The sequence below is a fragment of the Rhizobium rhizoryzae genome (genome assembly GCF_011046895.1).
GTDB classification, from domain to species: domain Bacteria; phylum Pseudomonadota; class Alphaproteobacteria; order Rhizobiales; family Rhizobiaceae; genus Neorhizobium; species Neorhizobium rhizoryzae.
In genome coordinates this window covers 1,013,962-1,033,775 of sequence record NZ_CP049249.1, presented here as the reverse complement: position 1 = coordinate 1,033,775, position 19,814 = coordinate 1,013,962, and the positions used below count along the sequence as shown (strand labels likewise).

Sequence of the window (19,814 nt, the reverse complement as noted above, 5' to 3'; positions counted from 1 at the left end):
CTGGTCAGACCAGTAAGGCCAAACAAGCATGCCTCTTTCCGCTTTGCAAGATGGATGGCGGAAAATAGATTGACCGAGTTGAACGAAGGGCTGCGGGTACAACAGGAAATGCTCAACAAGACGCTTTTGCCGCAAACCGTGGCACGGGAAATCCAGACATTGATCCAGACCGGCGCCCTTAAACCGGGTGAGCGGATCCAGTCACAGCGTGAGCTGTCAGAGCGTTTCGGGGTGAGCCGTGCGTCCCTGCGGGAAGCCCTGTTGACGCTGGAAACACTGGGGCTGGTGAAAACTGAAGCAGGCCGCGGCACATTCGTTACCTCTCCCAGTGAGCGGGCGGCGGGTCCAGCGGCCAACATGGCGCCCTGGCGATATTCTCACAGCTATTCGGCTTTCGACGTGTTCCAGACGCGCATATTCCTGGAGGGTGAGATAGCAAGGCTGGCGTCCGGCCGCCTCACCCAGCGACAACTGAGCGAGATGGAAACCGCCACGGCGACGATGGAAGAGTGCTGGGCTAGCCAGGATGTTCTTTCGAATGTGGAAGCGGACCTGCAGTTTCATGGCACCATCGTGTCAGCCTGCTCCAACCAGATGCTTCAGGCACTCTATCAGACAGTTCGGGAACTCATCACGGAGACTCAGCGTCAGCCGATCCCGATGACGGATCCCGAGCGAATGAAGCAATCCATTGCCGAGCACCGGCGCATTATAGAGGCGCTTCGCAGCAATGATGGCGCCCTGGCCAAGGAAGAGATGGAGACGCATATTCGCAATACAGCTCGCTGCGCGGGCCTGAATCCGTAGTTCCGGGATCAGGTGAAAGTGGATTGAAATTATCTTGTTTTTTCGATTGGACTTGGTTAGGGGTGCCGTCATTCTAATTTTGGGGTGACAAATGTACCTGACACGATCGATCGCAGCCGTCGCGGGGCTCACGCTCGCGGCCATCATCTCTTCTGGATCAGCGCACGCGGCATCGACCCAGTATCCGCTGACGATCGAAAACTGCGGCGCAAAGGTCACCTTCGACAAGGCACCAAGCCGTGCGATTGGTCTTGGTCAAAACAGTGCCGAGATCATGCTGATGCTGGGTCTAAAGGACAGAATGGCGGCAACCGCCTTCTGGCCAAGCAAGGTCATGCCACAGCTGGCAGAAGACAATGCCAAGGTGAAACTGCTGACCGTGGAGTTTCCCACCTTCGAAGCGCTGCTTGCAGAAAATCCTGATTTCGTTGCAGCCATGTTGCCAACCCTGATCGGGCCTTCGAGCAAGGTGGCGAAACGCGAAGACTTCGAAAAGGTGGGCGTGCCAAGCTATATCTCGCCCAGTACCTGCGTGAGCCCGGATGCCGCAAAAGACAAGTACGGCTATGGAAACCGCAGCGCGCTTTGGGACATGTCCTCGCTGTTTCAGGAGATCGATGAGCTGTCGAAGATCTTTGACGTCCAGGACCGTGGACAGGCCCTGATCGCCGATCTCAAGAAACGGGAAGCCGATCTTCGTGCCAGCATCTCGCCGGGCGAGAAGAAGCTCTCCTACGTTTTCTGGTTCTCCAGCCCCTCTCCGACTGCCGATGCCTATCTCGGCGGCAAGAATAGCCCCTCCGGCTACATTGCGGATATTCTCGGCGGAAAGAATGCGATTGCCTCCGAAGCCGACTGGCCAACCGTTGGCTGGGAAAGCATCATCGCAGCCAATCCGGATGTGATCGTCGTTGCCAGCCTTGATCGCAACCGCTGGGAACTCGACAAGCCAGAGGCCAAGATCAAGTTCCTGAAGACCGATCCGGCCGTCAGCCAGATCACCGCTGTGAAGAACGGGGCGATTGTCGTCATGGACGGACAGGCCATGAATCCGACGATCCGCACGATCTATGGTGCCCAGCAGATCGCCGAACAGTTGAAGACGCTCGGTCTTCAGAAGTGAATTGAACGGATCGTGCCGGGTTTATGATCAGCAACGCAGTCAGAGTGGGTCTGCTTCTTGCCGCATCTCTCGGCCTGATCCTGCTCGTCGTCTCGCTAAGCGTCGGTATCGGGGATCTTCCGATACCGATCTCCACGACGCTCCTGGCCGTATCCAACAAGCTTGGATGGACACATGTCACGCTCAACCGCATTCATGAGGCGGTCATCTGGGACTATCGGCTGAGCCGGGCACTGGTCGCTGTCTTCTGCGGCGCGGGCCTCGCATTGTCGGGTGCCATTCTCCAGTCGTTGCTGCGCAATCCGCTGGCCGAGCCGTATGTATTGGGCATTTCGGCGGGAGCATCGACCGGGGCAGTCGCAATCGTCATTCTGGGCGTTGGAGCCGGAGCCGTTTCGCTGTCTGTGGGCGCATTCGCCGGAGCCTTTCTGGCATTCCTGTTCGTGGCCTTGCTCTCCAACGGGACTCGCGGTGGCGCAGACCGAACGATTCTGGCAGGCGTGGCTGCCTCACAACTGTTCAATGCCGCTACATCCTATGTGGTGACCACGTCCGGCAATGCCCAGCAGGCGCGGGATGTCATGTTCTGGCTGCTGGGAAGCTTCGGCGGCGTGCGCTGGCCGGAATTTACCCTGATATCCCTCGTGATTGGAGCGGGTCTCGTCCTCTGTCTGCTGTCAGCGCGGGTTCTCGACGCCTTTGCCTTCGGCGACGAGGCGGCAGCCTCGCTTGGCGTGAATGTCAGCCGGACCCGCGTGGTCCTCTTTGCGCTGACCGCAATGATGACGGCGACCATTGTCAGCATGGTCGGCACGATCGGTTTTGTTGGCCTGGTGGTGCCCCATGTTGCGCGTTTTCTTGTCGGGCCGCTGCACATCCGATTGCTGCCGACATGCGCCGTTGTCGGCGCAATCTTCATGGTGCTGGCGGATATCGCGTCTCGAGCGCTGATCCCAGGTCAGGTTCTGCCGATCGGCGTGGTGACAGCCCTGGTCGGTGTACCCTTCTTCTCCGTCATCCTCTACAGATTCCAGCGCGCCTCATGAGCTTCGTCGTAGAACACATTACCTGGGGGATCGGTTCGAAAACCATTCTGAAGGATGTCTCTGTCAACATTCCCGCTGGCAAGATGGTGGGTCTTATCGGGCCCAACGGTTCCGGCAAGACCTCGCTTCTGAGGCTTCTTGCTGGTCTCAAGACCCCAACTTCGGGCAGCATCAGCTTGGCAGGTTCTGACCTGAAGACCATGCCGCGCAAGAAACTGGCCCGCAGAATTGCCTTCGTTGAACAGCATGCAGCGACGAATGCGAGCCTGACGGTGAGCGACGTCGTCCGGCTTGGCCGCTTTCCGCATCGGTCCCTGTTTTCCGGCTGGTCGCTTGAGGATCAGGATGCGGTCGAACGGGCGATGGAAAACACTGGGATCCACGGCAAGCGTCTGGACAGATGGCAAAGCCTGTCCGGCGGCGAGAAGCAGCGCGTCCAGATCGCCCGGGCGCTGGCTCAATCGCCGCAGGAACTCATTCTGGACGAACCGACGAACCATCTCGATATCCAGCATCAGATTTCGCTGCTGAAACTCGTGTCGCAATTGCCGCTGACGACGGTGATCGCGTTGCATGATCTCAATCATGCAGCACTTTTTTGCGATGAACTGATCGTGCTGGACAAGGGACGCATCGTGGCATGCGGAACGCCGGAGGCCGTTTTGACCCAGCGCCTCCTCAAAGAGGTGTTCTGCGTCGAGGCGCGCGTTGACACGTCACCATATCATACGAAGCCGCACCTGCACTTCCTGGTCTGACGAACCGACTGATGAAAGCTTCGGAAACAGAAATCTCCTCGGAGTGACCGAGGAGATTAAGGTCATCGACTGGAGAGATCGATGGCGTGACTGGAGTTCAATGTCATTTCCCAGCAGGAATACACTCATCGGCAGGGACAAATTGCTCTGAATGCTTACATCTAACTCATTATCATATTTACATCGAAACCGTGCCTCTGTCTCGAAAAAACTAAGTCAGCCAAACTATTTCCTGTGGTCAATTGGGGGATAAGTGCACGTTTAAGACACCGGCCCAGCCTAGACAAAAAAGAGCCCGGCACGAGTGCCGGGCTCCAAAACAGCATCTGTTCGATCAGATCAGAATGCGCGCTGCAGACGTACGAAGCCGGTCCACTGTTCCTGCTGATTGTCGAAGTCCTGGTAGTTCACAGCAACCTTCGTGGAGAGGTTGGTTGCGAGCTGGTAGTCGAACGTCAGGCCAGCTCTCCAGCCGTCGCGGTCGCCGTTGAAGCCACCGGTTGCCGTGGAATCGAGGTTCCAGAAGTACTGGCCGCCGGGGGTGATCTTGAAGCGATCGGTAACCTTCACAGCGTATTCAGCTGCAACAGTCCACTCGGAGGTGTCGTAGTAAGCGTTCTGGCCGGAAGCCCATGCTGCTGCGAGACCGAGCGTGCCCGGGCCGAGTTCAGCAGTGGCGATGACGCGAACTGCGCCTTCTTCCTGATCGGTATCGTAACCGCCGAGAAGAGCAACCTTTGCCGGACCGAATGCGCCACCAATGATGCCTTCGATGCCAACATTGTTGTCACGGTTCGTGCCGTGGATAACGCCTTCCAGCTCGTCTACAGCAACGCCAGCGTAGAATGCGCCAGCCGTGTAGGTGTAACGGATTGCGTTATACTGGGTCGTGTGGGAAGCCAGAATGTCGGTTTCGCCAGAAAGGCCGTCATCCCACCAGTTGTAGAAGTAACCAACCTTGAGGCCACCGAGTTCGATGAAGGCCTGGTCGACGTTTACGCCGCGGTTGGAAGAGTTGTCAGCGTCGCCACGCAGGCCGATGAAGCCACGAAGCGTGCCGAGTTCGGTGTCCGAACGGGCGTCGATTTCGAGCTGTGCGCGTGTGAAGCTATCCCAGTCAGACGTGCCCGACAGGTCACGACCGAAGCCCGTCTGGAAACGAACGTAGCCACCGATCTTCAGGCAGGTCTCAGAACCCGGGATGTAGAAGAAGCCAGCGCCGAATGCGTCGCAAACGCGAACGTATTCCATCGGCTCCGGCTGAGCAGCAACGATAGCGTCGGCAGCCTGGGCGCCGGATACTGCTGCAAGGGCAGCAGCGGAGCCGAGAAGAAGGCTCTTGATGTTCATAATGACCTCCAGTTCACAGTCATCTGTGTGTTTTAAGGAGCGCCAAATCCAGATCGCTTTCGCGTCCCCCGATTCTTTGCGCTGACTGCTTATTGGCATAGGTCTGGTTGCATGGAAATATGTGATTGCTGATCATAATCTGAAATGGCGAGCCTTAGCATGGGCATGTCGTAAATTAGCAACATATCAAACATTGCAGATGCCTAACGACACATCCTGGCTACAGACAAGCGATAATTGCAATCGGACTTGAAAAACGACAGCCTGCTTCATTCCACGTACCGGTTTTTGTAGCGCTCGCGAAGGGCTGCCTTCTGGACCTTGCCCATGGTATTGCGTGGCAGTTCGTCCAGCAAAATGATATCCCGTGGCTGCTTGAAGCGGGCAAGGTTGGTCGATGCGGCCTCGGAGATGGCCTTCGTGTCGGGGCTCTGTCCGGGACGGGCAACGATGAAGGCAAGTACCGCCTCGCCGAAATCCGGATGAGGCACGCCGACGACGGCGCTTTCCAGAACGCCGGGCTGCTCATCCAGAAGCATCTCGATTTCCTTCGGATAGATGTTGAGCCCACCCGATATGATGAGGTCTTTGGCGCGGCCCACGATATGGACATAACCATCCTCATCCACACGACCGATATCTCCGGTAATGAAAAAGCCGTTTTCGCGCAGTTCCGCTTTCGTCTTTTCCGGCATGCCCCAATAGCCCTTGAACACATTCGGACCTCGCACCTCGATCATCCCTGTCTCGCCTGCCGGCAGAATGGCGCCGCTTTCCGGGTCGGTGATCAGAAGTTCCACATCCGGCAGAGGAAAACCCACTGTTCCGGCGCGCCGCTCCCCGTCATACGGGTTCGAGACCGACATGTTTGTTTCCGTCATGCCATAACGTTCGAGGATCCGGTGGCCAGTGCGCGCTTCGAATTCGACGTGCGTTTCAGCCAGAAGCGGCGCAGAACCAGAGATGAACAGTCGCATATGCGCAACGAGATCACGCGTGAAAGCAGCGTTACCAAGAAGCCGGGTGTAGAAGGTCGGAACACCCATCAGTACGCTTGCCTGTGGCAGCATGCGCATTATGGTGGGGAGATCGAATTTCGGAAGAAAGATGAGTGAAGCCTGTGCGATCAGTGTCACGTTGCAGGCGACGAAGAGGCCATGTGTGTGGAAGATCGGCAGCGCATGCAGGAGAACGTCGCGGCTGTCGAAACGCCATAGATCGGCCAGCGTCCGCGCGTTGGACAGGAGGTTGGAGTGGCTGAGCATTGCCCCCTTCGACCGGCCCGTCGTTCCCGACGTATAGAGAAGCGCTGCGAGATCACTTTCAACCCGTTCGGCCACTGCAAATGTCGGCGGTTGGCTTGCGGCGAGATCCGTGAGGGAGCCCTTGCCCTCGGCGTCCAGGGTCAGAACGGAAATGCTCGCTGCGGATCGCGCCTTCAGGTCCGCCGCGGTCTCAGCTCCGCACACGACGGCTCGTGCACCGCTGTCGGTGATGAAATAATCGAGTTCGCTCAGCGTATAGGCAGTGTTGAGCGGCAGGAAGACGATCCCCGCCATGACACAGGCTGCGTAGAGCGCCAGCGCTTCTGGCGTCTTTTCCACCTGCACCGCCAGCCTGTCTCCCGGTACCAGACCCGCCGAGGCCAGTACATTAGCCTGTCGCGCCGCCAGCGCATGGAAATCACGGTAGCTGAGAGCCTGCCCGCTCACATCCGTGAGGAAGGTTCGATCGCTGTCCCGGCCGGGTGCAAACAATGTATCGTAAAGGAGATTAGGCATTTTGAAGAACCTCGACGGACTGAAATGACTGGGTAAGAGTTTGCACTGGCGGTGATGCGGCGACCTGCTTCTGATTGGCGAAGCTTTCATGGTTTTGTTCGAGCCGGGCAAGATCGTACAGGTAGTTGGTCATCACCCCAAGGCTATCCTTCTTTCCACGTTGCGAGGTATCAGCCTGTGCATGCACGGCATGAACCAGAGCCCCGTTTCCGAGATGGAAGCGTGCCACGGGATCATAGTGATGACCATCGTTCCGTCTTGCCGACGTCAGGTAATACGCGGCCGCTGCCAGAAGCTGTGGCTTGGTCCAGTCGGACGCATCGAAGCCCTGCTCCAGAAGCCAGCGTGAGAAGAGCGGCATGGGCGAAAGGGTGGAGAAGGTTGAGAGCCCCGGCAGTTCCGCAGTCAGATCGTTCACCACCTGCTTGATGAGCGAGTTGCCAAAGGAGATGCCCGCAAGCCCCACCTGGCAATTGGAGATGGAGTAGAAGATCGCCGTATCCGCTTCGTGTGCCGCAAGCGGCGTGCGATCATCCGAGAGCAGCGACTGGACGGAACTTGCAATACCCTTCGTCAACGCAACCTCGACGAAGATGAGGGGCTCATCGGGCATGGCCGGATGGAAGAAGGCAAAGCAGCGGCGATCCTCCGGTTCGACACGTCGGCGCAGATCTTCCCAAGAGGTGATCGCGTGTACGGCCTCGTAGCGGATGATCTTTTCGAGAATATGGGCCGGACTTTCCCAACTGATGCGCCGCAGCACCAGAAAGCCGCGATTGAACCAGCTTGCGAACAGGTGGCGGAAATCACTGTCGATGCGGGCGATGGGGTCGTCCGGCGGTACCAGTCTCAGCAGATCGGCGCGCATGTCGACCAGCAGCCGCGTGGCGCCGGGCATTCGGTTCAGGCGCCGCGCCAGTTCCTGGCGTCGTGGTTCGGCAGCGGCCAGAAACCGGTCGTAGCTTTTCCGGTCAGGCTTTGCCTTCAAGGCATGGAGAGCCGTCTCCAGGTCTGCATGATCCAGATCGAGATCCTCTGCCAGATGCGTGAAGAACTGCAGCTTCTCTGCGTCCGTCATGACGTTGTAGCGGTCGAGAATGTGTCTGGCGGTCATCACTCCGGTGATTTCGCCCTTCGAAGACAGAAGATCCTCGATCAGCCTCGGCATCGCGGCAGCGGTTGCCTGCGCAGGAACCGTCACTCTCATCGTGCGGCGGAAGACCAGGTCCAGAACGTCGGACAAGACACTCATTGGTCCACTCTCTTTCGGGCAAGGGTGAAAACAAGGCGGATGGGCCATGGCGGGTTCACCGCCATGACTGTCTCAAAGATACTGCCCGCGTCAGGTCAAAAGACCCGGAACGTCCCGAAGGATATCGGCCCAAACCGCGTAGCCACCAGCATTCAGATGGATGAAGTCCGGCTGATAATAGCGTCCCATGGGTCTGCCGTTCTCTCCGATCAGGCCTGCAGAGGCGTCGACGAAGGTCGCATCGCCGCGTTCCTGACAACAGCTTGCGGTCAGGGAATTGTATTCGTCGACCTCGTCGGCATAGATCCAGCGCGTGGGGCTCTGTTTCGTGCCCAGCACGAAGATCGCCGCAGAGGGCAGCGCACGCCGGATGTCGTCGAGAAGCGCTTGCAGATTTTGGAAGGTGCTTTTTCCTGTCAACCCGTCATTGGCAATGTCGTTCTCGCCAAAATAGAGAACGACGCGCTGAGGCTGGAGCGGAATCAGAAGCTTGTGCAGATAATGGCGCCCGGACAGGTTCGTGCCGCCACCGAAACCGAGGTTCACGATGTCGAGCGAGCGCAGGTCCTGCTGCATCGTGCCCCAGAGGCGAAACGACGATGAGCCGTAGAAAGCGATCGGACGCTCCGGCAGATGACCACGCTGCAGCCGTGTCAGGATCGCAACAACATCGTCCTCGAAGCGATTGGTGGCAAGCGGCGTCGGAAATTCAAACATTCAGCAACTCCTTGTTCGTCATCTCTTCGGCGCGATGGCAGGCACTGAAGCGGCCCGGCGCTATCGACCGCAGCGGCGGAACAACGCTCGCACACAGGTCGACCGCTAGTGGACATCGCGTGCGGAAGGCACAGCCGGAGGGCAGGTTGATAGGACTTGGCGGATCACCCTCCAGCGGGGCACGCTGGCGGCGCTCGGCAGGACGCGGCCTCGGCACGGATTGCAGCAGTCCGACCGTGTAGGGATGCTGCGGAGCATTCAGTACTACCGAGGTCTCCCCAGCCTCCACGATCCGCCCCAGATACATGACCGCAATTCGCTTGCTGATATGGGATACCACGCCGATATCGTGTGAAATGAAGAGCAGCGAAAGCTCCATTTCATCGCGCAGGTCGCAAAGGAGATTGATGACCTGGGCGCGGATGGAGACATCGAGCGCGGAAACCGGCTCGTCGGCAACAACGAGACGGGGCCGTGTCGCAAGGGCGCGGGCAATGCCCAGCCGCTGGCGCTGTCCACCGGACAATTCGTGCGGATAGCGTTTTGCCTGGTCGGACCGCAACCCGACCTTGCCGAGAAGCTGCAACACCTGCTCGCGCCGTTCGGCGGAGGTCCCGATGCGGAAATTGTCCAGGGGCTCGCGCACGATCGCTTCCGCCGTCCAGCGCGGATCGAGCGAAGCGGACGGGTCCTGAAAAATCATCTGCACGGACCGTCGCGCCTCGTGCAGTTCCCGGCGACCCATGCCGGAGAGATCCTGGCCCAGCAATTTCACGGAACCCTTGTCGGGGCGGTCAAGCCCCATGATCATGCGCCCAAGGGTAGATTTGCCGCAGCCGCTTTCGCCAACCAGTGCCAAGGTTTCACCCGGCGCAATTGAGAGCGAAACATCGTTCACGGCATGAACGGTCTGCCCCTTGCCGGTCTTAAAATGCCGGACCAGATTTTCCGCCCGCAATACATTTGTGTCAGCAGTCATGTGGTGGCCTCGACATTTGAAATTGCAGCGGCACCGTAGACCACGGGTTGATCGCAGCGCGAAGAATGGCCCGCGCCTGCATCGCGCCAGTCCGGCATGCGCTGACGACAGGATTGCGCGGCAAAGCGGCAGCGATCCACGAAACTGCAACCTTTGGGCAGAAGAGAGAAGCTCGGTACATTGCCCGGAATTTCTTCCAGCCTGCCGCGGCTCGGTTCGCCGGGAACGAATTCCGCCGTGGCGCGCAAGAGACCGGCGGTATATCCGTGCGCCGGTTGCTGGAAAATCGAATGAACCGGACCACGTTCGACAAGCGAACCGGCATACATGACGGCGACATCATCGGCGATTTCCGCCACCACGCCGAGATCATGCGTGATGAAGATGATGGCGGTGCCGAACTCCCGCTGCAGTTCGGAAAGCAGCCACAGGATCTGCGCCTGTACCGTCACGTCGAGCGCGGTTGTCGGCTCGTCGGCGATCAGCAGCCGTGGCCGGCAGATCAGGGCCATGGCAATCATGATGCGCTGACGCATCCCGCCCGAAAGCTGGTGCGGATAAGCCGTCATGCGGCGCGTGGCATCGGGAATGCGCACAAGCTGCAAAACGTCCATCACTCGCGCATTCGCTGCCCGCGTGCTCATTTTTTCATGCAGCAGCAGCGCCTCGCGCAACTGGAAGCCTATGGTCAGAGCCGGGTTCAGCGAAGACATGGGGTCCTGAAAGATCATGCCCATCAGAGAGCCGCGCAAGCGGGCAAGCTGCTTCTCGTCGCAGTCCAGCAGGTCAATGCCATCGAGACGCATGCGATCGGCCTCGACTCTGGCGCTTCCCGGCTTGTGCAGGCCCATGATCGATGTTGCGGTGACGCTCTTCCCGGAGCCGGATTCGCCGACAAGACAGAGCGTCTTGCCTGCTTGGAGATCGAAGGACACCTCCCGCACGGCCCGGATGGCACCCTGGGGGCCGAAGCCGACGGTCAGGTTGCGCACACTAAGGAACGGTTCAACGGTCATGAGGCCCTCCTTGCCGCCAGGCGCGGGTCAAACCGGTCACGCAGGCGGTCACCCAGAATGTTGATGGAGAGGACCATGATGGAGAGAAGCAGGCCCGGAAATGCGATGATCCACGGCGCGAGGCGGAAGTATTCCTTGCCGCTGGCAATCACATTGCCCCAGCTTGGAACGTCCGGCGGTGTGCCGACACCCAGGAAGCTCAGTGCCGCTTCCGAGAGAATGGCGGCTGCGCACACATAGGTCGCCTGTACGCTCAGCATGCCGATGGCATTGGGAACGATGTGTTGCAGCAGGATCTTCGGTGTGGAGGAACCGACGGAGATCGCCGCAGTGATGAAGGGAAGCTCGCGGATGCTCAGCACCACGCTTCGCATAAGCCGCGCAGTGCGCGGAATTTCCGGAACAGATATGGCAATGATGACGGTGACGAGACCACCGCCCAGCACCGATACGAGAGCGATTGCCAGCAGGATACCCGGAATGGCCATCAGGCCGTCGGCAAGCCGCATGACGATGCGATCGACCCAGTTGAAATAGCCTGCGACGACGCCGAGCGTTCCGCCGATGGCAAGCACCACGATTGCGGTCGACACGCCGACGGTGACCGAATTCCGGGCGCCGGAAATGGTTCTGACGAAGACATCGCGGCCCAGATTGTCGGTGCCGAACCATGCCAGCGCGCTTGGCGGCTTGAGGCGCATGGTCGGATTGAGGTCATTGCCAAGCCCGAAGATGAGCGGTCCGAAAATTGCCATCAGGATGACGATCGAAAGGGCGGCGATGCTGAGCGACACGGCCAGACCCGGGCGCCGCAATCTGGCCAGTGGAGTAGCCGGAGAAGGGACGGTCGTCATTGGCGCACCCGTGGATCAAAGAGAGCATAGGAAAGATCGACCAGCAGATTGACCGCGATCAGCACGAAGGAAAACACGATCAGCACACCCTGCACGACGGGATAATCGCGGGTCAGGATGGCATCGACCGTCAACCGGCCCATGCCGGGAATGTTGAACACGGATTCCGTGATGACGACGCCGCCGAGCAGCGCTGCAAAGCTGGTTCCGACCACGGTCACCACGGGCACGCCAATGTTCTTGAGAGCGTGAACCATCAGAATGCGGCCATTGCCGGCGCCCTTGGCCCGGGCAGTGCGAATATAATCCTCCGCCAGCACCTCCAGCATGGTGGCGCGGGTGATGCGCGCGACCAGGGCCGAGAACAGAAAGGATAGCGTGATGGATGGCAGCGTGATGCTGCGCAGACAGTTCCATAGGCCGGTGGAAAGCGGCTTGTAGCCCTGTACCGGCAGCCATCCGGCACGCAGTGCAAACAGGTCCACCAGCACATAGCCGATCACGAAGACCGGGACTGAAAAGCCGATGACCGAAGCGACGATGAGGAAGGTATCGATGGCAGAACCGGCGCGCCATGCGCCCCAGACGCCCATGGGAACGGCGATCAGGACGGACAGCGTCAGCGTCGATACGGCCAGCATTGCCGTTGGTTCGACACGTTGAAGAATGAGCTGCACCACCGGAAAACCGGAATAGACGGATTGTCCAAGATCGAAGCGGGCAACGTTCGACAGGTAAAGGAAGAGCTGCTCCAGCAGCGGCCTGTCAAGGAAAAGGCGTTCGCGGATGGCCTCGATCTGGTCTCGCGTTGCATTCTCGCCCGCAATCAGCGCGGCCGGATCGCCCGGTCCGATATGCAGCAGCAGGAAGACGGTGATCAGAACGATGAACGCGATCGGAATGACCGACAGAAGCCGCCGGACGACGAAATTGGACATGTTTGCCTCCTGAAGACAGCAGGCGCCATCCCGCAGGATGACGCCGCCGTTTCATGTCACTGCTTCTTCTCAATGTTCCAGTAGAGATGCAGCGGGCTCGAGATCATGCCGGAAACCGATTTGCTCCAGCCTGAGACACCGTAATACTGCCCCATCGGAATGAAGGTGACGATCTCGTTTGCTCGCTCCTGGATCTTGACCGCCGCATCCTTGCGCGCGGCCTGACCATCAGCCAGCAGGAAGGACTTCCAGCGCGCCTGCAGATCCTGGTCGCAGGGCCAGCCGACGAATGCCTTCTCGCAGGCGCCGGTCACATAAGGATTGGTCAACGGGTCCATCATGGCGTCACCGCCGAATGCGGTCAGGAACATGTTCCAGCCACCCTCGGCCGGGGTACCTTTGTTGTTGCGGCGCGAGAACATGGTGGCCAGATCGATCTGGCGGTCGTCTACGGTAAACCCTGCCTTGCGCAGCGCCTGAACGAGAACCGTTCCCATGTCTCGCTGGAACAGCTGGTCGGTCGGATGCAGGAAGGTGATCGGCGTGCCGTCATAGCCAGCCTCTTTTAGAAGCGCCTTGGCCTTTTCGACGCTTGGCTTCATGTAGCGATCGCTGTTGATATCGGTCGCATAGGGCGCATCGCACATGAAGATGGCCGCACACAGCTTATAGAGATCCTTGCGGTCTCCCAGCAGTGTCGACATGAAATCCTGCTGGTTCAAGGCAAGCTGCACAGCCTGGCGAACCTTGATGTTGTTGAGCGGCGGCTGCGTGTGGTTCAGCACGATCTGCAGGCTCTTGCCAAGCAGCGGCTTGGACGCCACAACAAAGTTCTTGTCGGATTCGATGATGGAGAGCTGATCGTAGGGGACCTCGGTGACGAAGTCGATCTCTCCGGCCAGGAGTGCGTTGACCGCGCTCGTGTCGTCCGGGATCGTGATACGCTCGATGCGATCGACCTTTACGACCTTGCCGCCCGCCAGATTGCTGGCCGGTTCGCTACGCGGCACATAGTCCTTGAATTTCTCGACGACGAATTTTACGCCGGGCTGCCATTCCACAAGCTTGAAGGGACCAGAGCCCACGAGTGCCGGCAGTTTCTCGCCAATGGGTGTCTTGGCAATTCGCTCCGGCATGATGAAGAGCGGATAGGCCGTCATGCGGCCAAGCCCGTTCAGAAGCTGGGCAAAGGGCTCCTTCAGCGTGATGCGGAGGGAGTTGGTGCCCGTTGCTTCAATCTTGTCCAGACGCTTGGCGATTTCCTGGCCAAGGCTATCCTTGGTCATCCAGCGATTGACGGAGGCAATTACGTCTGCCGAGGTGACCGGTGCGCCATCGTGGAAAACCAGCTTGTCGCGCAAGGTGAAATCATAGACCTTGCCGTCCGCACTCATCGAATACTTGTCCACCATCTGAGGCTTGACCTCGAAATTGGCGTCCATCGCAAACAGGGTGTCCCAAAGCAGATAGGACATGTCGCGCATCGGGTAATTCGTGCTCAGCAACGGGTCCATCTGCTGGATATCGCCCACATCGCGAATACGCAGGACGCTTTCCGCCTGCGCTGCCGCCAGCATGCCGAGCGACAGGACTGTCGCTGCCGTTAACGTTTTCAAGGCCTTCGATATCATGTGTCGGCTCCTCCCAAGAACCTGTCGGATTAAAGTACACGATAATTGCGTACGATCGCTCAATGATGATATGGATAGGTATCGCTTCAAGCATGCAGATGTCAATCTCGTGTATACATGAAAATTAGATAGGTATGCGTGACATGAATATGAGATCCAATGGCACCCCGTCGCTTCGTGACCAGATTGAGGAAGCCATCGTGTCGGGTACCTATCGGCCCGGCGATCGGCTGGAGGAGCAGAGCCTTGCTGAACAGTATGGTGTTTCCCGCACCCCTGTGCGGGAGGCTCTGCGCCAGTTGCAGGAGGCTGGCCTGGTGGACATCAAGCCGCGCCGGGGAGCGGCGGTCACCATCGTCGGCCCATCTGAGCTGATCCACATGTTCGAGGTCATGGGAGGATTGGAAGCCATGGCGGGACGTCTCGCCTCCCGCCGGTTGGACGAGGCTTCAAGGAAGGAACTGCTGGACTCGCACGAAGCATGCCGGGCTGCCGTCAACCAGGGGTCAGATGCCTATTATTACGAGAACGAGCGCTTCCACATGGCCATCTACAAGGCCAGCGGAAATCCGTTTCTGGAGGAACAGGCCCGCGCACTTCATCGTCGATTGAAGCCCTATCGCCGCATCCAGCTACGCTCGCTCAATCGAATTGAGCAGTCGTTTGCCGAGCACGACAGGATTGTCACCGCTATTGTCAACGGCAATTCAAATGAAGCCGAACAGGCGCTTTGGGATCACATCACGATCCAAGCGGATCGTTTTCACGACTTTCTGGCGGGTTTATCACGCGAAGGATAGAATGGAAAACTTCAGCCTCGTGCCATCGCCGTTGTTCTGCCTACGGAGCACCGTGATGACTTGGTAGAACTGCTGATGGACTAGGGTGTCGAGACGCCGCGCATCTGGTCAACGAGGGTGTGGGAGCCAAGATGCTGCGGGCTTGCACCACCGGTCTTGCTCCCAGAGGGCGTTCCAGCCCGACGATGACCCTAATCTCGCCGAGTGGACTCGATCGAGATATCATGTAGGACCATTGGCTCGCCCTGCTGGGTTTTTGCGCATGTCATGAAGGACAATGCCGCTGATGTCGCAGCCTCCTGCTGTTGGAAGCCAGCGCCGGGCAATGGCCATGCTGTTGGGCGGTGGTCAATTCCATGATGCCGAACGTCAAACCCCGCCCTAGACTAAACAGCTCCGGGAGGCGGGCAGTCTCCCGCTTGTGACGTTCCGAAGTATAAATTGCCTGTTCTTTAACCCTGTGCAGCAATTAAACGGCAATCTGATAGATTGTCACACATAATTCAGCAGATCTTAATTGAGCTCTCCCACAGATTGACGGTGAATGTGGGAGAGAAACATGGTTCGTCTGTTGCTTGTCGTTTTGCTGGCGTTTCTTTTCGCCTCGCCCGGAAAAGCTGCCGAAGATTGGCAGGTTGCCATGGCAACGCGTCAGGTCAACTTCACGGTCGACAAGACGAACTGGTTACCGGTGCGCGCCGGCGACACCATTCCCAACAAGGCTTGGATTTCCACCGGTCCGAAAGGACGGGTCCAACTGACACGCGGACAGGAAAGCGTCACCTTCCAGCCCAATACAATGGCTGGTATAACAACATCCGGCTTTTTCGAAACGACGACGGAAGTCTTCCAGCAAAGCGGAACGCTCGATCTGGAAATCGAGAAACGCGCACGCCCGCATACAACGGTCCAGACTCCGTATCTTGCCGCCGTGGTCAAGGGCACCAGCTTCCGGGTTTCCGTCGGCAAGAAGTCGGCGAAGGTCTCGGTCGAGCATGGGCTGGTCCATGTCAAGGCGTTCGCGACGGGCCAGGAAACCAATGTGGGTCCACGCCAGAGCGCAGCGGTTGATAGGGATAAAGGCATGAGCGTTGCTGGCGCGGCCTCGGCACCTTCTGTTTCCGTCGGCGAACCATCGTCCGCAAGAGTGCGGGCAGCTGGCGCCACAGCGCTTGAAGGGGCGTCCCAGGCAAACAATGCCCCAGCAAGCATCGGCAACAATGCATCCTCCACCGGCAGTGCAGCCTCAAGTTCGACGGGCAGCGGTTCAGGCAGTGGAAACAGCTCGGGCAAGCAGAGCGGCGACCGAAACGAGAATAGCGCCATCGGCGGCGGAAACGGTGGCAACAGCGGCGGCAACGGCGGCGGTAACGGCGGCGGCAACGGCGGCAGCAACAACGGTGGCGGCAACGGTGGCGGTAACGGCGGCGGCAACGGCGGTGGGAACGGTGGCGGCAATGGCGGCGGTAGCGGCGGTAGTAACGGCGGCGGCAATGGCGGTGGCAATGGCGGTGGCAACGGCGGCGGCAATGGCGGCGGCAATGGCGGCGGTAACGGCGGTGGGAACGGCGGCGGTAACGGCGGTGGGAACGGCGGCGGCAACGGTGGCGGCAATGGCGGCGGTAACGGTGGCGGCAATGGCGGCGGTAACGGCGGTGGCAACGGCGGTGGCAATGGCGGTGGCAACGGTGGCGGCAATGGCGGCGGCAACGGCGGCGGCAATGGTGGCGGCAATGGCGGCGGCAATGGTGGCGGCAATGGCGGCGGCAATGGCGGTGGGAACGGCGGCGGCAACGGCGGCGGCAACGGTGGCGGCAATGGTGGCGGCAATGGCGGCGGCAATGGCGGTGGGAACGGCGGCGGCAACGGCGGCGGCAACGGTGGCGGCAATGGCGGCGGCAATGGCGGCGGTAACGGCGGTGGGAACGGTAAGTAGGAGCGCGTAGGGAACAGAGACGATGACAACGGGCAGATTGCGAAGCGTTCTATCCTACATTCCGCGCATTGGCCTGATCATGCTGATGCTGCTGATTCCGGTTGGAGCCTTTCGACCCGTCACCGGTCTCGTCGATCAGCTCCTGTCGGATCTTCGCTTCTCCCTGCTTCAGCGAAATGCTTCGCAACAGGTCGTCTTCCTGGCGATCGACAAGGAGAGCCTGGACAAGGTCGGCGTCTGGCCCTGGCCGCGCAGCGTCTATGCCGACATCCTGACTGTTCTTTCACAGTCCGATCCCAAAGATATCTTTTTCGATATTGATTTCAGCACCCCTTCTGCGCCACAGGAAGATGGCAAGCTCGCCGAGGCGTTGGAGAATGCCGGAGGGGGCGTCATTCTCCCCATTTTCAAGCAGCATGCAAAAGCCGCAGAAACCTCGACCGTCGAGCTGACACGTCCGATTGATCAATTTGGAAAAGTGGCCTGGCCGGCCTTCGCCAATGTCGAGCTTGATGATGCGGGTCTCGTCAGCCATTTTTCCACATCCGACCAAGCGGACGGTCTTCGTGTGCAATCGGTTGCAGCGGCTCTGGCCAGCTACAGCGGCAGGGATGGCGTCTTTCCAATCGACTTTTCCATTCGGCCGTCGACCGTCCCGACCTATTCCGTTTCCGATCTACTGTCTGGAAAGGTTCCGCCCTCGCGGCTGGACGGCAAGACCGTGGTCATCGGTGCCTATGCGACCGAACTCAAGGACATTTATCCGGTCCCGGTTCACGGAGCGCTGGCTGGCCCACTGATCCATATTCTGGCGACAGAAACCATTTTGCAGAACCGCCTGCTGACGGCGCCAGACCAGCATGGCGCCGAACTGTTTCTGGCCGCAATGGTCGTCGTCCTTGCACTGGCTGCGCGTAGGGCCTCGGTTCTGGTGGCGCTCGCAGCCGCCGGACTTGCGGTGCTTGGCGTGGAAGCCGCAGCATTCTGGGTCCAGCAATCGGGCCGGATGTATCTTGAGACGGGTCAGATCTGGATGATCGTCCTGATCGGACTTTGTCTCTTTATCGGCGAGAAATTCGATTTCAATCGCTTTCTGCTGCGTCGCGCCTTTGCGGACCGCCGTCTGGCGCGCACGGTCCTGCAGCAGATCATCGCGGAAAGCTCGGATGCCGTCATCGTCTTCGATGATCAGTTGAACATCATCGAGGCCAGCCAGTCGACCGAATTGCACTGGCAGCGCGGCAACGCGAAAGGGTCGCGGCTTGGTGATTGCATCCCATCCGATCTCTTTGAGGCAGTGAAGCGAATGGTCACCGCCTATGGGTTGGACCAGGGCAAATCGCTTACGCAGACCGTGCATTTCTCCACCGAGGCTGGAGACGAGACCCGGTATTTCGAAGCGGCGCTGACACTCTCACCGCGCATCCTCCATCTTGAAAGCGGTCGTACCGATCATTCCTCCTTTGTCGGCAGTCTGATTGTCCGGGACCAGACGGCCCAGAGACTGCACGAGCTGGAGCTTCTGCGCCTTTCACAGACCGACGAATTGACGGGCCTGCTCAACCGCCGGGAATTTGCTTCGCGCCTCGGCAATCAGGATACGCCTGTCATCGTCGCGGCCATCGGTTTTCACCGCTTCGAGGTGGTCGCCAAGGTGCTGGGCAGTGCGCTCTCCGACCAACTGCTACAGGCCCTAGCAGCACGCCTGGCTTCGCTGCCGAAAATCCATCTGGTGGGACGGCTTGGCCCCAATTCCTTTGTGGTGTCTGCATCGCTGAATGAAGAGGGCGCCGCGACAAGGCTTATCGACGCCATCGCTGAAACCTTCGCGCAGCCTGTCGATCTCGGATCATCGCCCATTCCGGTAGATGTCAGGATCGGTCTCTTTCGAACACAGACCCTTGCCGAACATCCTTCGCTCATTCTCGATTATTGCGCGGCAGCATTGGAGAGTGCTTACAAGATCGGCAGCCATTGGTGGCGCGCATTCGATCCGGAGCTCGCCCGTCGCCAGGAACGGGCGCGCAAGCTCGAAAATGACATGCGCGAAGGCTTGCGACGCGGAGAGTTTCATCTTTTGTATCAGCCCCAGGTGGACCTGAAGACCGGTGCCGTGCGTGGCGCGGAGGCGCTTTTGCGCTGGGATCATTGCGATGCCGGGCCGGTTTCGCCCGCAGAATTCGTTCCGGTGGCGGAAGCCAGTGGGTTCATCCGCGAACTCGGGCGCTTTGCCCTGTTCGAAGCCTGCAGACAGGCAAGTAAATGGCCGGACCACATGACGGTTGCCGTAAACGTGTCCGGTATCCAGATCCAGGACGCTGGCCTCCTGGAGGAGGTGCAGCTGGCCCTTCTGGAAAGCGGCCTCGCGCCGAAGCGGCTGCATCTGGAAATTACCGAATCCGCCTTCGTGGAGGGTTCGCGCGCAGTTCTGGACCTGATCGGAAACATCCGCGCCATGGGCATTTCAGTCGCGCTGGACGATTTCGGCACCGGCTATTCAAGCCTCAGCTACATGACCGCGATGCCGCTCGACAAGCTGAAGATCGACCAGTCCTTCGTGAAGCGGCTTTCCACCGACCCCGCAAGCCTCGTCATCATCCAGTCCGTGCTGTCCATGGCACATGGGCTGAACCTGCGGGCAATCGCCGAAGGCATAGAAACACGTGAGGAATGGGACATCTTGAAAGCTTTGGGCTGCCAGGAAGGACAGGGTTACCTGTTTGGTCGGCCGATGCGGTCTGAGGATCTGGTTGCACTCGCCATCCCGAGCGATCAGCTGCATCAGAGGCTCGCCGGATAAAGCGCGGTGTGGCCAAAAGCGCAGCG

16 protein-coding genes are annotated in these 19,814 nt (G+C 59.3%); 7 read left to right on the top strand and 9 right to left on the bottom strand.

From position 1 onward, the window contains the following. Window positions 1–108: 108 nt before the first annotated feature. The 4 genes from G6N80_RS05545 to G6N80_RS05530 all read left to right on the top strand — a co-directional run bounded on the left by G6N80_RS05545 (window position 109) and on the right by G6N80_RS05530 (window position 3,734). Window positions 109–807, top strand: a complete 699-nt coding sequence (locus G6N80_RS05545; protein ID WP_062557188.1) for a FadR/GntR family transcriptional regulator — start codon at window positions 109–111, stop codon at window positions 805–807. 91 nt (window positions 808–898) lie between these two features. Next, window positions 899–1,930, top strand: coding sequence for an ABC transporter substrate-binding protein (locus G6N80_RS05540; RefSeq protein ID WP_062557072.1), 1,032 nt, complete (start codon window positions 899–901; stop codon window positions 1,928–1,930). Between the two features lie 23 nt (window positions 1,931–1,953). After that, window positions 1,954–2,976 (top strand): FecCD family ABC transporter permease, encoded by a 1,023-nt coding sequence (locus G6N80_RS05535; protein ID WP_165131922.1) that lies wholly within the window; start codon window positions 1,954–1,956, stop codon window positions 2,974–2,976. Next, window positions 2,973–3,734 carry an ABC transporter ATP-binding protein gene (locus tag G6N80_RS05530; RefSeq protein WP_165131919.1) on the top strand — a complete coding sequence of 254 codons (762 nt, stop codon included), beginning with the start codon at window positions 2,973–2,975 and terminating at the stop codon, window positions 3,732–3,734. Before G6N80_RS05535 ends, G6N80_RS05530 begins: the two co-directional genes overlap by 4 nt. A 339-nt stretch (window positions 3,735–4,073) precedes the next feature. Here the strand turns inward: G6N80_RS05530 and G6N80_RS05525 are convergent, their stop codons facing one another. The 9 genes from G6N80_RS05525 to G6N80_RS05485 form a co-directional block, all read right to left on the bottom strand. Further along, a complete protein-coding gene (locus G6N80_RS05525) occupies window positions 4,074–5,084 on the bottom strand; it encodes a porin (RefSeq protein ID WP_165131916.1) in 1,011 nt (336 codons plus the stop codon). A gap of 269 nt (window positions 5,085–5,353) precedes the next feature. After that, complete coding sequence (locus G6N80_RS05520; protein WP_165131913.1) at window positions 5,354–6,865, bottom strand: malonate--CoA ligase; 1,512 nt, start codon at window positions 6,863–6,865, stop codon at window positions 5,354–5,356. Next, complete coding sequence (locus G6N80_RS05515; protein WP_062557076.1) at window positions 6,858–8,117, bottom strand: malonyl-CoA decarboxylase; 1,260 nt, start codon at window positions 8,115–8,117, stop codon at window positions 6,858–6,860. The genes G6N80_RS05520 and G6N80_RS05515 overlap by 8 nt, the downstream gene beginning before the upstream one ends. A gap of 90 nt (window positions 8,118–8,207) precedes the next feature. Beyond that, window positions 8,208–8,834, bottom strand: a complete 627-nt coding sequence (locus tag G6N80_RS05510) for a GDSL-type esterase/lipase family protein (RefSeq protein WP_165131910.1) — start codon at window positions 8,832–8,834, stop codon at window positions 8,208–8,210. Then, complete coding sequence (locus tag G6N80_RS05505; protein ID WP_165131907.1) at window positions 8,827–9,813, bottom strand: ABC transporter ATP-binding protein; 987 nt, start codon at window positions 9,811–9,813, stop codon at window positions 8,827–8,829. The genes G6N80_RS05510 and G6N80_RS05505 overlap by 8 nt, the downstream gene beginning before the upstream one ends. After that, on the bottom strand, window positions 9,810–10,829 hold the full coding sequence (locus tag G6N80_RS05500; RefSeq protein WP_165131904.1) for an ABC transporter ATP-binding protein: 1,020 nt from the start codon (window positions 10,827–10,829) through the stop codon (window positions 9,810–9,812). Before G6N80_RS05500 ends, G6N80_RS05505 begins: the two co-directional genes overlap by 4 nt. Beyond that, window positions 10,826–11,683, bottom strand: coding sequence for an ABC transporter permease (locus tag G6N80_RS05495; RefSeq protein ID WP_062557080.1), 858 nt, complete (start codon window positions 11,681–11,683; stop codon window positions 10,826–10,828). The genes G6N80_RS05500 and G6N80_RS05495 overlap by 4 nt, the downstream gene beginning before the upstream one ends. Then, on the bottom strand, window positions 11,680–12,621 hold the full coding sequence (locus tag G6N80_RS05490; RefSeq protein ID WP_062557081.1) for an ABC transporter permease: 942 nt from the start codon (window positions 12,619–12,621) through the stop codon (window positions 11,680–11,682). The genes G6N80_RS05495 and G6N80_RS05490 overlap by 4 nt, the downstream gene beginning before the upstream one ends. Window positions 12,622–12,677: 56 nt before the next feature. Further along, window positions 12,678–14,252: an ABC transporter substrate-binding protein gene (locus G6N80_RS05485; RefSeq protein ID WP_165131901.1), complete on the bottom strand. Its 1,575-nt coding sequence runs from the start codon at window positions 14,250–14,252 to the stop codon at window positions 12,678–12,680. Window positions 14,253–14,401: 149 nt separating this feature from the next. Between G6N80_RS05485 and G6N80_RS05480 the strand changes: the two genes are divergently transcribed. The 3 genes from G6N80_RS05480 to G6N80_RS05470 all read left to right on the top strand — a co-directional run bounded on the left by G6N80_RS05480 (window position 14,402) and on the right by G6N80_RS05470 (window position 19,788). After that, a complete protein-coding gene (locus G6N80_RS05480) occupies window positions 14,402–15,052 on the top strand; it encodes a GntR family transcriptional regulator (protein WP_165132396.1) in 651 nt (216 codons plus the stop codon). Between the two features lie 559 nt (window positions 15,053–15,611). Then, window positions 15,612–16,988 carry a FecR domain-containing protein gene (locus G6N80_RS05475; protein WP_165131898.1) on the top strand — a complete coding sequence of 459 codons (1,377 nt, stop codon included), beginning with the start codon at window positions 15,612–15,614 and terminating at the stop codon, window positions 16,986–16,988. 22 nt (window positions 16,989–17,010) lie between these two features. Continuing rightward, window positions 17,011–19,788 carry an EAL domain-containing protein gene (locus G6N80_RS05470; protein WP_165131895.1) on the top strand — a complete coding sequence of 926 codons (2,778 nt, stop codon included), beginning with the start codon at window positions 17,011–17,013 and terminating at the stop codon, window positions 19,786–19,788. Window positions 19,789–19,814: the final 26 nt, after the last annotated feature.